General features: G+C 71.3%; 9 protein-coding genes. 6 read left to right on the plus strand and 3 right to left on the minus strand.

The features are described from left to right. Nucleotides 1-15: 15 nt before the first annotated feature. On the minus strand, nucleotides 16-1365 hold the full coding sequence (locus ACZ7MX_RS03285; RefSeq protein ID WP_472128829.1) for a serine hydrolase domain-containing protein: 1350 nt from the start codon (nucleotides 1363-1365) through the stop codon (nucleotides 16-18). 62 nt (nucleotides 1366-1427) lie between these two features. Then, nucleotides 1428-2636 (minus strand): cytochrome P450, encoded by a 1209-nt coding sequence (locus ACZ7MX_RS03290; RefSeq protein WP_472128831.1) that lies wholly within the window; start codon nucleotides 2634-2636, stop codon nucleotides 1428-1430. A 1216-nt stretch (nucleotides 2637-3852) separates the two neighbouring features. Between ACZ7MX_RS03290 and ACZ7MX_RS03295 the strand changes: the two genes are divergently transcribed. From ACZ7MX_RS03295 to ACZ7MX_RS03305, 3 genes are all read left to right on the plus strand, one after another. Then, the gene (locus ACZ7MX_RS03295; RefSeq protein ID WP_472128833.1) at nucleotides 3853-4353 is read left to right on the plus strand and encodes a peptidylprolyl isomerase; all 501 of its coding nucleotides are present in this window, start codon (nucleotides 3853-3855) and stop codon (nucleotides 4351-4353) included. Nucleotides 4354-4504: 151 nt separating this feature from the next. Continuing rightward, on the plus strand, nucleotides 4505-5464 hold the full coding sequence (locus ACZ7MX_RS03300; RefSeq protein WP_472128835.1) for a LysR family transcriptional regulator: 960 nt from the start codon (nucleotides 4505-4507) through the stop codon (nucleotides 5462-5464). A gap of 184 nt (nucleotides 5465-5648) precedes the next feature. Further along, on the plus strand, nucleotides 5649-7610 hold the full coding sequence (locus ACZ7MX_RS03305) for a collagenase (RefSeq protein ID WP_472128837.1): 1962 nt from the start codon (nucleotides 5649-5651) through the stop codon (nucleotides 7608-7610). Nucleotides 7611-7725: 115 nt separating this feature from the next. Here ACZ7MX_RS03305 and rox read toward each other — a convergent pair whose 3' ends face one another. Continuing rightward, entirely contained in the window at nucleotides 7726-9153 is a 1428-nt protein-coding gene (gene rox / locus ACZ7MX_RS03310; protein WP_472128839.1) for a rifampin monooxygenase, read from the minus strand. A 358-nt stretch (nucleotides 9154-9511) separates the two neighbouring features. On the opposite strand from rox, the gene ACZ7MX_RS03315 reads away from it, so the two are divergent. The 3 genes from ACZ7MX_RS03315 (at nucleotide 9512) to ACZ7MX_RS03325 (ending at nucleotide 14925) form a co-directional block, all read left to right on the plus strand. Beyond that, nucleotides 9512-10867, plus strand: a complete 1356-nt coding sequence (locus ACZ7MX_RS03315) for an MFS transporter (protein ID WP_472128841.1) — start codon at nucleotides 9512-9514, stop codon at nucleotides 10865-10867. Continuing rightward, a complete protein-coding gene (locus ACZ7MX_RS03320; protein WP_472128842.1) occupies nucleotides 10864-12747 on the plus strand; it encodes a S9 family peptidase in 1884 nt (627 codons plus the stop codon). The genes ACZ7MX_RS03315 and ACZ7MX_RS03320 overlap by 4 nt, the downstream gene beginning before the upstream one ends. Before the next feature lie 246 nt (nucleotides 12748-12993). Beyond that, the gene (locus ACZ7MX_RS03325; RefSeq protein WP_472128844.1) at nucleotides 12994-14925 is read left to right on the plus strand and encodes a RiPP maturation radical SAM C-methyltransferase; all 1932 of its coding nucleotides are present in this window, start codon (nucleotides 12994-12996) and stop codon (nucleotides 14923-14925) included. The last annotated feature ends 14 nt before the right edge of the window (nucleotides 14926-14939 follow it).

Consider the following 14939-nt stretch of genomic DNA (forward strand, 5'->3'; position numbering starts at 1 on the left):
CCGGGCCGGTAGCGGTCAGCCGAGGTCGGTGCGGCGGGCCATCCGGCCGGAGATCTGGAGCCGGTCGATGGCGCCGGTGTCCGGATCGCGCAGGAAGCGTCCGCCGGGCAGCCGGCGGCCGGTGGCGGGGTCCACCAGGTCGCAGCTCAGGTCCGGGTGGCAGACCAGCGGGGCGGGGCTGTCGCCGTTGACGGACAGGGTCAGGGAGCCCCGTTCGTCGGCCGTGACGCGGTAGTCGACGGTGCCGTTGCGGTACGTCCCGGCGCACTGGGGAAGTGCGCGGACGGGGGTGCCGTCGCGCGGGCCGGGGGCGGGCGGGACGCTCACGCCGGCGATCCGGTCGAGGTCGTCGGCCAGTTCGTGCCACAGGGCGGTGCCGCTGTTGGCGTTGCTGGTGAAGGCGACGACATCGCCGCGGTCCGGTTCGGCCCGCAGGAAGCAGGACGTGCCCTGGGCGTTGCCGTCGTGACCGCACCACTGCGGCCCGCCGTCCTGGAAGAGCGCCAGACCCAGGCCCCAGGCGTCCGCGAGCACCCCGGGGTGGGCGCCGGGGACGGGGCGGCGCATCTCCTCGGCGTCCTCCTCCGTGAGCACCGTACGGGGGCCGTCACCGGTCAACACCCGCCCCAGTGCGACCAGATCGAGCGCACTGGCCAGCAGCGCGCCGGCCGGTGCCTCCACCGGTGCCAGGGTCTGCTGCACCGGGCGGACGCGGCCGGTGAGGGCGTTCGCGGAATGGCCGCGCGCCACCGGTCTGACCGGTGCGGGGCCGGTGAGGAAGGCCGGGGCGGTGCCCAGGGGTTCGAGGAGGAAGGCGCGTACGGCCTCCTGCCAGGACATGCCGGTCACCTCTTCGATCAGCCGTCCGGCGGCGACGTATCCGGCGTTGGAGTAGGAGAAGCCGCTGCCGGGCGGGCACACGGTGTCGGTGGCGTGGCCGGACAGATAGCGGGCCGGGGTCAGCGCCGCCGCGTCGTCCGAGTCGGGTCCGGTCGGGAGACCGGCAGTGTGGCTGAGCAGCTGCCGCACGGTCATCCGCGGCAACCGCGCCAGCTCCGGTACGTACGTGCCGACGGGGTCGGTCAGCGACAGGTCGCCGTCGGCGACGAGCAGCATGACCACGGCCGCGGTGTAGACCTTGGTGACGGACCCCAGCGGCACCGCGGTGCCGCTGCCCACCGGCTCCCCGGTGGTGACGTCCGCGACACCCGTGTGCACCGCGTACGTCACCCCGCCCGTATGCACCGCGAGTTGGGCTCCCGGCACCTGGTGGGCGCGGGCGAGGGTGTCGAGACGCTCCTGTAAGAGGCGTCGTATCTGCGTCGGCTGCCTGGTCGTGACCGGAGCAGGCGTGGCGTAGGGCATGAGAAGGGAACTCCCGTAATCGGGGACGAAGGAGGGGTGATGCGCGGGCCCGCCGGGCGGGGCTATCGCCGCTGCACCTCCACCGGCAGGCGGCGCACGCTGACGATGACGGCCGGATTCTGCAGCTCGACCTCGTCGCGACAAGGGATCGCCAGAGCGGAGAAACGATCCATCAGCTGCCGGAGCGCGATCCGGGCCTCCAGCCTGGCCAGGGGGGCACCGAAGCAGAAGTGGATGCCGTGCCCGAAGGTCAGGTGGGGATTGGGGCTGCGGGTCACGTCGAAGACGTCGGGGTCGGCGAACCGGTCGGCATCGCGGTTGGCGGTGGCCAGGTTCGCCATCACGACGGAGTTCGCGGGGACGACATGGCCGGCGAGCTCGACCTCACGGGTGGTGCGGCGGCCCAGTTCGGGGAAGGGCGGGAGCCAGCGCAGCACCTCCTCGATGGCGTCCGGCAGCCGGCCGGGCTCGGCCCGCAGCAGCGCGGCGGCCTCCGGGTACCGGTCGAAGCTCACCACGGCGTTCCCCAGCAGGGCGGTCGTGGTGATGTGCCCGGCCACCAGCAGCAGGGCCACGAATCCCACGATCTCCTGGTCCGCCAGCCGGGTGCCGTCCACCTCGGCCGCCAGCAGCCGGCCGATCAACCCGTCGCCCGGGGCCTTCCGTTGCTGCCGGATGTGGTCCAGGAAGTAGCCGTTCATCTCGCGGACGGTCGGCGCGATGGCGTCCAGCGCCTGCTCCACATCGGCCATGTCCAGCGCTTCACCGATGCCGTCCCCGGCGAAGAGGGTGGTCGCCCAGTCCTGGAACATCCCGCGGTCGCTGACCGGCACGCCCAGCAGCTCGGCGATCACGATGATCGGCAGCGGGTAGGCCAGCGCGTCCGCCAGGTCGAACCGGTCGCGGTCCGCCACGGCGTCCAGCAGCTCCCCGGTGATGGCCTCGATCCTCGGTTCCAGCCCGGCCACCACGCGCGGGGTGAACGCCTGGCTGACCAGGGTCCGCAGGGTGCGGTGCGCCGGCGGGTCCATCCCGACGAAGTTCCCCCGGCGGAAGGTCTCGAAATCCTCCTGGGTCGGGACCAGGCCCGAGAAGTCGGAGGAGTACGTCGCCGGGTCGGCGAGCACGGCGGTCACCCCGCGGTGATCCGCCACCTGCCACAGCTTCTGGTCCTCGTCGTAACGGACCGGGCCGGCCTCCCGCCGGGTTCTCCACCGGTCGACGAGCGCGTCGAAGGCGAAGGGCGCCTGGCTCACCTGCTGACTGGTCACCGCTTCTCCCTGAAGGCCGGACGGAAACGGGTGGCGGGGCAGGAAATGGAGCGTTCCCCGCGCGCGGGCGGTACCCCTATCGGCCGGCAGCCGGGTATACCGCCGGATAAGCACCTTTCCGAACGGCATGAGGAAGTCGAGGAACTCACTGTCACCAACTCCAGATCCTGTTGCTGCTGCCGAGTTGTCGTTATGCATGCGCTCCGCGCCGTGCCGCCCATGGCGAAATGACCGCAGCCGGAACGGCGGTAGCGGTATTCACGATGTCACCGGTGGCACCGACGGAAATGGCGCACCGTACGCGCCCGTCAGCGCCCCGGCCCGGTGGCCGACGGGATTATGCGGATGTGCGGGTCGGGCGGTGCCATGGGCCACCCGCGACGGCCGCATATGCGCCCGGGCGCGGACAGCCGACGAGATACCGTCCAGGCCACGCCGTGTACCCCCTCCGCCTCGACGCACACATCCAATGCGATGCGGACATCCGCGGGGTCTTTTCCCCGCTCCGCGTCCCCGCGAGGACGCCCGGAGGCGTATGCACCATGGCCCGGCTCGCTATCACAGACCCCCCACATAAGAGCTGCTGACAACCGACGCGCACGAGACTCCCCGCAGCACGTCCCGGCCCATTGCATACGAGCCGGCGACACCCGAAAAGAGGAACGAGAGAAGCGTACGTATTACCGGCAAGTACCGTTCGGCATTCTCCGCGATCCGTGCTGTAGAAGCTTTTTGCGCCAGTTCAACTTGGCCACAGTCTCACCCCCGGTCACGCGCTAGCAACCCCCACCAAGACTAACCGAGGGTAACTTTTACCCTCATTTACTTTAACGCCCGCCAACCCCGGAGGTCTCCGTTGCACATGGGACGAGTGAATCGTCCGCCCGTTCGAACGAGACCGCAGACCGGCAGCCCCATCGGGCTTCCCCGGCGGGCCGGAAGTGTACGCGAGCACAGTTCCTCACGGGGCAGATTCTGCAGTGCCCGTCCAGCCAGAGAGAGGCTGCACCCGATGTCTGACTTTCGACGGCCTATTCATGGCCGAATTGCATGCATTGCCAGGAGGCGTACGCCGGAGTAGTGGGCACGCGGCCGGGTTTACCGGAATGCCCTGGCGAGGCACGGTTCGCCGCAGGACGGCGTCCGGAGGGGTCGCCCACCGCGTCAGGGTGGGCCCCGCGCGCGGCCTGGAGCGGCGGGATGTGAAGATGCCACCATGAGCAACAACGACGTGTACTTCGACATCACCATCGACGGCGAGCCGGCCGGCCGGATCGTCTTCACCCTGTTCGACGACGTGGTCCCCAAGACCGCACGGAACTTCCGCGAGCTCGCCACCGGCCAGCACGGCTTCGGCTACGAGGGCTCCGGCTTCCACCGGGTCATCCCGGCCTTCATGCTCCAGGGCGGTGACTTCACGGCCGGCGACGGGACCGGCGGCAAGAGCATCTACGGCGAGAAGTTCGCCGACGAGAACTTCCAGCTCAAGCACACCAAGCCCGGTCAGCTGTCGATGGCCAACGCGGGCCCGAACACCAACGGTTCGCAGTTCTTCATCACCACCATCGTCACGGACTGGCTCGACAACAAGCACGTCGTCTTCGGCGAGGTCGTCGAGGGCATGGACGTCGTGAAGAAGATCGAGGCCCTGGGCTCGCGCAGCGGTGCCACGAGCGCCGACATCGTCATCGCCAAGTCGGGCGTGGTGGGCCAGTAGCCCTCCCCCCGAAAGATCGAGCCCGAGCGCCCCTCCCGCAGGGGCGCTCGGCCTTTCCGCCCGTCCGACGGCCGGCAGGTCGTTCTCGGCTCTGGCGCCGGCGCCCGGAGCGCGATGAGGTGGCTTCCACACGGACGGGAGGAGCGCGGGCATGGAGTTGGAGCTTCGGCACCTGAGGGTGCTGTGCGCGATCGCCGATGCCGGGAGCGTGGGCCGGGCGGCCTCGGAACTGGGGTATTCGCAGCCCGCGATGAGCACCCAACTCCGGCGGATAGAGCGGTACTTCGGCCGACCGCTCTTCGAGCGGCACCCCTCGGGCGTCGAGCTGACGCGGTACGGCACGGAGGTCCTGGCGCAGGCCCGTGACGTCCTGGCCCGTGCGGCCGCGATCGGGCGCCTGCCGACCGCGGGCACCGGCGCCGGCCGGCCGCTCCGCCTCGCGGCGACCAACTCGCCGGTCCTCGCCGGGATGCTCGTCCGGCTGCGCAGCCGGCTGTCCGATCTCGCGCTCACGGTGAGCAGCGTGTATCCGTCCTCGGAGATCGTCGAACTCCTGGAGCGCGGCGAGGTGGACGCCGCGATCGCCGCGGACTACCCCGGACGCGAGCTGCGGCACTCCGCCGCCGTGACGCACCGCGGGATCGTCACCGAGCCGAACTTCGTCGCCCTGCCGTCCGGGCACCGGCTCCGGCACTGCCAGGAGGTGGCACTCGCCGACCTGGCCGACGACCCGTGGTTCCTCACCCCGGACGACGGCGCGGGCTGGCCGGGAGTCTTCTACGCGGCCTGCGACGCGGCCGGCTTCACCCCGGCGGCGGTGCATGAATTCCTCGGCGACCAGCAGCAGTTGCAGAACATGATCGCCGAAGGACTGGGGGCGTCCATCGTGCAGGCGACGTTCCGGCCGATCCCCGGTGTTCTCGTCAAACCGCTGGCCGGCACGCCCCTGTGGTGCCGTTACGTGCTGGCCTGGCGGCGCGGAAGCCCCGCCGACGAGGTCGCGGACACCCTCTTCACCTCCGCAGCCGCGGCGTACCGCGCGCTCATCGCCCAGTCACCGCACTTCCGCTCCTGGGCCTCGCGCACCTGGAACGTGACGACCAGACCGTAGCCGGACGGCCCCAACTCCTGTTGGGCCGCTGGGGTTCCTGGGGTCCCTGGGTCCGAAGGTTATGCCGAGGGTGTGCCATGTGCTATGTCACACCGTATTGTCGCGGCCGGCGTGCCGCTGAGAAGGTGCGAGCCGCGCCTCAGCCCTGTTCGAGGCGCATCTGACCCCCCACGAAGGAGCATGGATGCGCTACCGCTTCCCCCTGCCCAGATACCTGACCGCCCTGGCCGCCTGCGCCACCCTGGCCGGTCTCCTGGCCGCACCGGCACTGGCGGCACCACCCCCGTCGGCCGCCCCGGACCAGGCCGTGTCCGCCTCCCGGAGCGCCACCCCCCACTCCGTACCGCCGACCGGTCCGACCGTCGGCGCGAACGAACGGCCCGCGCTGCAGCGCCACCCCCTCAGCGTCCCCCAACTCCCCCCGCTCAGCGCGAAGAAGCCCCCCATTTCTTCGACCGGTGCGGGACGTCACCACACCCGCAAGCCGGGCCCCAAGGGCTCCTGCAGCCCGGGCGACTTCGGCAGCCGCACCGGGTCGGAACTGGTCGCGTTCGTCCAGGCCTCGACCACGGAGTGCGTCAACACGCTGTTCAGCATCACCGGCGAAGACGCCCGCAAGGTCTTCCGCGAGGACCAGATGGTCACCGTGGCCAACGCCTTCAAGAGCGGCGCCACGGCCTACCCCGGCGACAACGCGAACAACGTGTTGCAGCTCGTGCTGTTCCTGCGCGCCGGCTACTACGTGCAGTCCAATCATCCGGACGACGTCGGCGACTACGGCCGGAACCTGGCAGCGGCCAGCGAGGGCAGCCTGGACGCGTTCTTCGCCAACTCGCACTCCAAGGACGTCACTTCGGGCAACGGCGACGTCCTGAGCGAGGTCGTCATCCTCACCGACAGCGCCAACGAGCAAGGCCGCTACCTGGGCACCTACAAGCAGCTGCTCAGCGGCTACAACAGCTCCTACGACAAGATCCCCAGCATGCTGGCCGCCGTCAACAACGTCTACACCCCGCTGTGGCGCGGCAACTGGAACCCCGACTACGTCAAGGCGGTCACCGCCGACCCGAGCATCATCGACACCCTCAACAAGTTCGCGCTCGCCCACCTGGACCTGCTGGGCACCGCGCATTCCTACCTCGACTCCAACGCCGGGATGAATGTCGCGCGCTACGTCGAGCACCCGGCCCTGCGGGACAAGGTCCGGCCGTTCATGAAGGGCCTGCTGGGCGCCTCGAAGATCACCGGCCCGACGGCGCCCCTGTGGGTCACCGTCGCCTCCCAGGCGGACGCCTACGACAAGGACAACTGCTCGTACTTCGGTGTCTGCGAGCTGTCCGACCAGCTGACCAAGGCGGCGCTGCCGGTCACCCACGAGTGCGATGCCACCCACACCATCAAGACCCAGGCACTGACCTCCGCGGAGCTCGATGCCACCTGCGCCAGTGTCCTGCGCCAGGACGCGTACGTCCACGACCTGGTGAAGAACAACGGCCCGATCCCCGGCCAGTACGAATCGACCGTGCAGCTCGTGGTGTTCGGCAGTCGCGGGGACTATCAGACCTACGCCGGGGCCATCTTCGGCGTCGACACCAACAACGGCGGCATCACCATGATCGGGGATCCCACCAAGCCGGACAACAAGCCCATGTCCATCATGTACCAGAGGAGCGACGACAACGGTTTCCCGGCCCGGATCTGGAACCTCAACCACGAGTACACGCACTACATAGACGCCCGCGACGACATGAAGGGCGACTTCGGCCAGCAGACGGCGGTTCCGGACGTCTGGTGGATCGAGGGCTTCGCCGAGTACGTCTCGTACGGCTACCGCAAGATCACCGACGACGAGGCGGTCCGTGAGGCCGGGAAGCACACCTACAAGCTGAGCACACTCTTCGAGAGCACCTACGACAACAGCGACGTGACCCGGACCTACCCCTGGGGCTACCTCGCGGCGCGCTACATGATCGAGAAGCACCCCGACGACGTCGCCACCATGCTGGGCCACTTCCGCACCGGCGACTACAAGGCCGGCTACGCCGTCTACCACGACACCATCGGCACCCGCTACGACGCCGACTTCGACTCCTGGCTCACCGCGTGCGCCTCCGGCGGCTGCGCCGCCAAGGCGAAGCACCTCTGACCGACGCGGCACCTCCCGCTGCGCGGAGCATGCCGGCGCCCCTCCCGGCCGACCCACGACGGAGTCGGCCGGGAGGGGCTGCTCACGGTCCGCCCTTCCGGCCGCGGCCGCGCTCTCAACCGCCGGCGGTGCCGAACCACGTGGGCAGGTGTCGGACCAGCTCCTGCTGGTCGTCACCGACCCACGCCACATGGCCGTCCGGCCGCAACAGCACCGCGGGCACGTCCAGTTCCTCGCTGGTGCCGACGACGTGGTCGACCCGGTCCGCCCAGCCCGCCACCGAAAGCTTGCCGGTCCGGTCGAGCAGCAGTCCGCGGCCGCCGCGCATCAGCTCGTAGAGGCGCCCCTGCTCCAGCTTCACGTCCCGCAGCCGCCGGCCGAGCAGTTCGTGACCGTCACCGAAGTCGTAGCGGACCCCGATCGCGATGATCTTCTCGATCAGGTACCGGTTCACGTTCTCGAACTCGATCAGTTGCGACAGCAGCCGGCGCACCGCCTGCGGCCCTGGCTCGGTGGACATCAGCTGAATCTGCGCACGGGTGTTGTCCAGGACCTCGGCGGCCACCGGGTGCCGTTCGGTGTGGTAGCTGTCCAGCAGCCCCTCCGGTGCCCAACCACCCACCTGGGCGGCCAGTTTCCAACCGAGGTTGAACGCGTCCTGGACGCCGAGGTTGAGCCCCTGCCCACCGGTCGGCGGATGGATGTGGGCCGCGTCGCCGGCCAGCAGCACCCGGCCGACCCGGTAGCGCTCGGCCAGCCGGGTGGCGTCGCCGAAGCGGGAGAGCCGGCTCGGTGAGTGCACGCCGAAGTCGGTGCCGGCCACCGTCCGCAGCTGCTTCCGGAACTCCTCCAGGGTCGGCGGGACCGTGCGGTCCTCGGCCACCCCCTCGGCGGGCACGACGACGCGGTACACCCCCTGGCCGAAGGGCATGAGGCCGAACCGCTTCTGGGTCTTGCGGACCTCGGCCACCACGGCGGCCACCGTCTCCGGTGGCACGCCCACCTCCATCTCGCCGATCAGCGTCTCGGTCCTGGTGGGCTCGCCGGGGAAGTCGACGCCGAGCAGCCTGCGCACCGTGCTGCGGCCGCCGTCACAGCCGACGAGGTAGCGGGCGCGCAGCTGCGTCCGGTCGGCCAGCTCGACCGTCACCCCGTCCTCGTCCTGGCTCAGCCCGACCAGTTCGCGGCCGCGCCGGATCTCGGCGCCGAGCTCCACGGCCCGCTCTTCCAGCAGGCGGTCGGTGGTGGTCTGCGGGATGCCGAGGACGTACGCATGCGTGGTGTCGAGGTGGGTGGGCCACGTCGAGCCGATGCCGGCGAAGAAGCCGCCGACCTCGTGCTTCTGACCGTGTGCGAGGAACCGGTCCAGCAGACCGCGCTGATCCATCACCTCGATGGTGCGGGCGTGCATGCCGAGCGCGCGGACGAAGCCGGTCGGCTCCGCCTCCTTCTCCAGCACGACCACCTGCACACCGTGCAGCCGCAATTCGGCGGCCAGCATCAAGCCGGTCGGTCCGGCGCCGGCAACGATCACGTCGATCATGAAATCCCCGTCTGTTTCCGCAGGTCATGGCCTTGAGACGAGGATTGTGCGGCACGATGGGGGCCTTGCCGCAAGGCCCCCCGTGCGCTATATGTTGGGAGTGGCAGGGAGCGGTTGCGCTCCTTGCCTTTCTTGTTTGCGCCGCTGTTTTCTGCGCCCCTCTTCTGCCGTCCGCTGCAGACGGACGACCTCCGTGCGGCGCGGCGGATCAGCACCGCCAAGACTCCCCCTTCGGGGCCTTGTGGCCTGCGTCACGGTGTGGCTAAGCTCCGGCACGCTTCGAGCACATTTCCTTCGCAAGTTGACCTAAACGTGTGTCGATCTTCACGATCGGCGCACAGACGTGGGGTGGCTTCGCATGGAACGAAGACCGGCGGGGCCCTCAACAGGCGACTCCCCGTACGACTTACCGCAGGGCTCCGGGCCGGGCGTCCTCACCGGCCGTGCGCCGTTTGCCCGTCGCGACATCCGGCTCTTCTGGTGGGCCGGCACCTCCGACGCGCTGGGCAGCCAGGCGTCCGGGCTCGTCCTGCCGTTGCTGCTGCTGAGCCTGGGCCACTCGCCCGCCGAGGTCGGCGCCGTCGCGGGCCTCTCCGCGGCAGCGACCCTGCTGCTCGGCCCGCTCGCCGCCGTCCCCGCCGATCGCGGGGCGCGCAAGCGTGTCATGGTCGGCTCCGCGGTGATGTCTGCTGCTTCGATGACCGCCGTCACCGCAGCGGCATGGTCCGGCTCGGCCCCGCTGGCCGTGCTCCTCGCCCTCGTGCTCGTCGAACGGTCGGCGACCGCCTGCTACGAGACGGCGTCCCTCGGCACCGTCGCCCTGGTGTGCGCCCCCGCCGACCACCGCCGCGTCCTGTCGCGATTACAGGCGGGAGAACGGGCCGCCCTGGTCCTGGGGCCCGCACTGGGCGGACTGCTCTTCCACGCCGGCCGCTGGCTGCCGTTCGCCCTGGACGCGGTGTCGTACGTCGTCGCCGCGGCCTGCGTCGCGGGCATGCGGGCCGGGCTGTCGCCGCAGCACACCCAACGCCCGACGGCCGGCGGACCCTCCCGGCCCTGGTGGGCGCCGGCCGCCGAAGCCGGGGCGGGACTCGGCGTGGTACGCCGGGAGCCCTTTCTCCGGCTGGCGCTGATATGGATCGCGACCGTCAACGCCGTGCTCGCCGCGCTGTATTACACCGCGGTCTTCGCCCTGCAGGACCACGGCCGGGCTGCGGCTCCGCTGGGTCTGGTCCTCGCGCTGGCCGGGGCGGCCGGTCTTGCCGGTGCGCTCGCCGCGCCCCGCCTGGCCGCCCGGCGCTCCGCGACGCAGGTGCTGGGGACGGTGTCCTGGCTGCTGGTGCCGCCCGCCGCGGCCCTGGCGGTGGCCCGCGACGCCTGGCAGTTCGGCCTCCTCTTCGGTCTGCTGTGTGCGCTGACCCCGCTCGCCACCGTTGCGCTCCAGGCCCGCGTCCTCCACGTGGTCCCGCCCGAACTGCAGGCCCGTACCGGGGCCGTGCTGGCCACCGCGTCGGGTACGGCCGCGGTCGTGGCGCCGGCGGTCGCCGGGCTGGTCACCGAACAGGCCGGGGCCGTCGCCACCTCCACCGGCTGCGCCGTGGTGCTGGCCGGACTCGCGCTGTACGCGCACTACGCCCCGGCGTCCCGTCGCGACGCGGCGGCGTCGCGCCTCGGCCCGCAGGAATCCCCCGCCGCCCCGAAGGAGCGGGCATGAACGCGTCCGCGGCACACGCCCGCCCGCTCCAGGCCCCCGGGACGGGCTTCCAGGTCTACCGGCCGGCGCTCCCCGAGGTCTGCCCGCGCGACCCGGCGCGGATGGCGCTCGCCGCGGACGCCGACGGCCGGTGCGAGATCTTCACCTGGGACGCCCGTACGGGCACCGCCCGCCGGGTCACCGACAGCCGCGACGGGACGCTGCACTGCGCGGTCGACGCGGACGCCCGGGTGTGGTGGTTCGCGGAGGACCGGAGCGGGCGGGGGCGGTGGTACTTCCAGGATTTCGACGGCGGGCCGGCCGTCCCGGGCCTGGCCGGTCTCCGACCGGGACTGCCGCACGGCCTCGCCGTCAACGACACCGGGACGGCGGCGATCGGCCTGGGCGACGGCCGCCGGACGACCGTGCACCTCGGCCCCGCGGGCGGACCGGGCCGTCCGGTGCTGACCGTCGACGGCCCCGCACTGCTCACGGGCATCTCGCCCACGGGCCGGCTGCTGGCGGTGTCGGGACCGGCCGGCTCCGATCGGGCGGTCACCCTCGTGGGCTGCTCCGGTGGGGAGGTGGCGGAGGTCGCCCGACTGTCCGGAAGGCGCGGGCGGCTGTGGGCGCTCGGCTTCGCCCCGGGGGCGGCGGCGGACGACGAGCTGCTGCTCGTACAAGAGGCCAACGAGGGCTATCTGCTTGCCGGTTGGCGTCCCGGCACCGGACTGCGGAGCCACCCCTGGTGCTGCTTCGACACCGAGATCACGGCGCGCTGGTACCCCGAGGGACGCCGGGTCCTCGTCCGGCAGGACCGGCACGGCCGCTCCACCCTCGCCACCGCCGACCTCGACCGGTGCACCCTCACCACGGTGCCCACGCCACCCGGCACCCTGCTGGACGCCGCCCCGCACCCGGGCGACGACGTGCACTACCTCTGGACCGACACCACCACTCCCCCGCGGCTGCGCTCCACCGCCGGCACCCGGCTGCCCACGCTCGGCGGCCTGCCCGCACCCGTACCCGGCCGGCACCGCGACCTGTGGACGCCCGGCCCGGACGGCCCGGTGCACACCCTGCTGAGCCGACCGGACCCGGCGCCCGGTCCACCGCCCCCGCTGGTCTTCCTCGTCCACGGCGGTCCCGCCGACCACGACCGCGACGCCTACGACCCGCAGGTGCACTCCCTGGTCGCCTCCGGCTTCGCGGTCGCCCGGGTCAACTACCGCGGTTCCACCGGCTACGGACCCCGCTGGCACACCGCGTACGCCGAGGGCGTCGGACTCGCCCAGGTCGCCGACCTGGTCGCGGTACGTGCCGATCTGCTGCGCCGCGGCCTGGCGCGCGAGGACGCCCTCGGCCTGTGGGGCAGCTCCTGGGGCGGCTATCTGACCCTGCTGGCGCTCGGCACCCGGCCCGGGCTGTGGCGGGCGGGCGTCGCCGTCAAACCGGTCGCCGACTGCGCGGCGGCGTACCGTGCCGGCACCCCCGCGTTACGCGCCCTGGACGAGCGGCTGTTCGGCGGCACCCCCGAGACCGTGCCCGACCGCTACCGGCGCAGTTCGCCGCTGCACTACGCCGCCGACGTCCGGGACCCGGTACTGGTGGTCGCCGCGAGCCTCGACGCCAAGTGCCCGCCCGGCCAGGTCCGCAGCTATCTCACCGCACTGCGGACGGCCGGCATCGCGCACGAGTCGATGTGGCTGGAGACCGGACACGACGGATACACCGGCGCCGACCACATGGCCGTCCTGCGGCGCGCCCTGGACTTCCTCGACCGGCACCTGCGCCCGGCCCCGGCGGCCCACCAAGCTCCCCGCTTCCCCGAGAGCGGGGTATCCGGAAGCACCGGCCCATCCGGTGCTCCCGGATCGCACGACCCGAACTCCGTTCACTGACAAGGAGAGTCAGCCATGCAGAAGGACATCATCCACAACGACCCGCTCGCGGGTGACGAGGAGAACCGCAAGCCGGGCATCGGCATCACGGTGACCGTCCCGTTCCGTACCGCGGAAGACACCGAGGAGGAGTGACCTCCCCGGCCGGCCCGGTACACCACCGGGCCGGCCGGCCACCTCGCCCCGCCGGCCCGCTCGCACCCGCCGGCCACCTCACGTCCCCGTCACCGCCCACGAGGAGCCGACATGCGCGTCCTGCTGGTCAACATGCCCTGGTCCCCGATCGATCTGCCGTCCCTGGCGCTCGGCATCCTCCGACGCAGCGTCGACGAACGCACCACGGGACAGGCCGACGTGCTGCACGCCAACCTGGAGTTCACCGACTGGATCACCCGGCGCACCGACTTCACCGGTGACGACTACCAGTTCTACGCGCTCTCCTCGTACTTCATGGGGTGCGGCGACTGGGTGTTCTCGTCCGCGCTCTACGACGATCCCGAGTGGCGCACGGCGGAATTCAGCGCCGCGATGCGCGGCAAACTGAAGGCCGGACGGCTGCGCATGTCGCACGAACTGCACCGGGTGGTACCGGAGTTCGTCCAGGAGATCGCCGAGCGGATCGTGGCCGCGGGGCCCGATGTCGTCGGCTTCACCTCCACCTTCCAGCAGAACACCGCCGCGCTCGCCGCCGCCAAGTACGTCAAACGGCTCGCGCCGCACATCCGGACCGTCATGGGCGGTGCCAACTGCGACGCCGAGCAGGGCGCCGCCGCCCACCGCAACTTCCCCTTCCTCGACTTCGTGGTCCGCGGCGAGGGCGAGGCCGCCTTCCCCCAGCTGCTGACCGCGCTCGACGAGGGCACGGACCCGGCGGCCGTTCCCGGGCTGTGCCACCGCGGCGCCGACGGCACGAGCACCGCCAACCCGATGAGCACCAGCCCGTTGCCGCCCGCGGCCATCCTGCCGCCCGACTACAGCGGCTACTTCGAGCGCCTGGCCTCCTGTGTCGCCCGTAACTGGGTGGAGCCCAAACTCGTCGTCGAAGGGGCGCGCGGCTGCTGGTGGGGCGAGAAGCACCACTGCACCTTCTGCGGCCTCAACGGCTCGTTCATGCAGTTCCGCAGCAAGAGCCCGGACACCTTCTACACCGAGATCATGGACCTGGCGCGCCGGCACCGCGTCCTCGACATGTACGTCGTCGACAACATCCTCGACATGGGCTACCTCGGCACCGTCCTGCCGCGCATCATCGACAGCGGCTACGACCTGCGGATGCACATCGAGATCAAGGCCAATATGCGCCGGCCGCAACTGCGCACCCTCGCCGACGCGGGCATGATCTACGTCCAGCCGGGCATCGAGAGCCTGAACAGCCGGGTGCTCGACCTGATGGACAAGGGGGTCAGCGGCTGCCAGAACGTCCGCATGCTCCGCGACGGGGCCGAGACCGGGCTCTCCGTCTCCTGGAACTACCTGCACGGCTTCCCCGGCGAGACCGCCGCCGACTACGAGCCGGTCATCGCCCAGATCCCGGCCCTGGAACACCTCAACCCGCCGGTCGACCTGTCCGCGCGGATCGCCATCGAGCGCTTCAGCCCGTACTTCAACCAGCCCGAGCTCGGCTTCACCGGGCTGCGCCCCGAGGAGCACTACCGCTTCACGTACGACCTGCCCGAGAGCGAACTCCTTGATCTGGCCTACGTCTTCGAGGCTCCGGAACGCGGTATCGGCGAGCCCACCGTCACCGCGCTCAACGAGGCACTGGCCGCCTGGAAGAAACGCCACGTGGACAGCAGGCTCACCCATGCCGACCTCGGTGACCGGATCGTGCTCGTCAGCCGCCGGCACGCCTTCGACTGGGGCACCCGGGAACTCACCGACCCGGTCGAGACCGAGGCCTTCCGCCTCCTCGACCAGCCGCACGCACCGGCCGCGCTGGCCCGCAAGCTCGCTGCGCGCCTGCCCGAGCACACCGTCGACGCCGCCACCGTGCACGCCCTGCTCCAGCACTGGGTGACGCTCGGACTGGTCTTCACCGACGGCGGCCAGTACGTCCACCTCGCGCCCGCCGCGGTCAACGAGGACCTGCTCCGGCTCGACTTCATGCGGCACAGCCAGGGGGCGGCCACCGGGCGGCCGGAGCCCGGCGCGAAGGCCCCCGCCATCGCCCGCGCCTGAGCCCCGCCCCTCCG

The organism is Streptomyces sp. NPDC107765 (assembly GCF_055657085.1).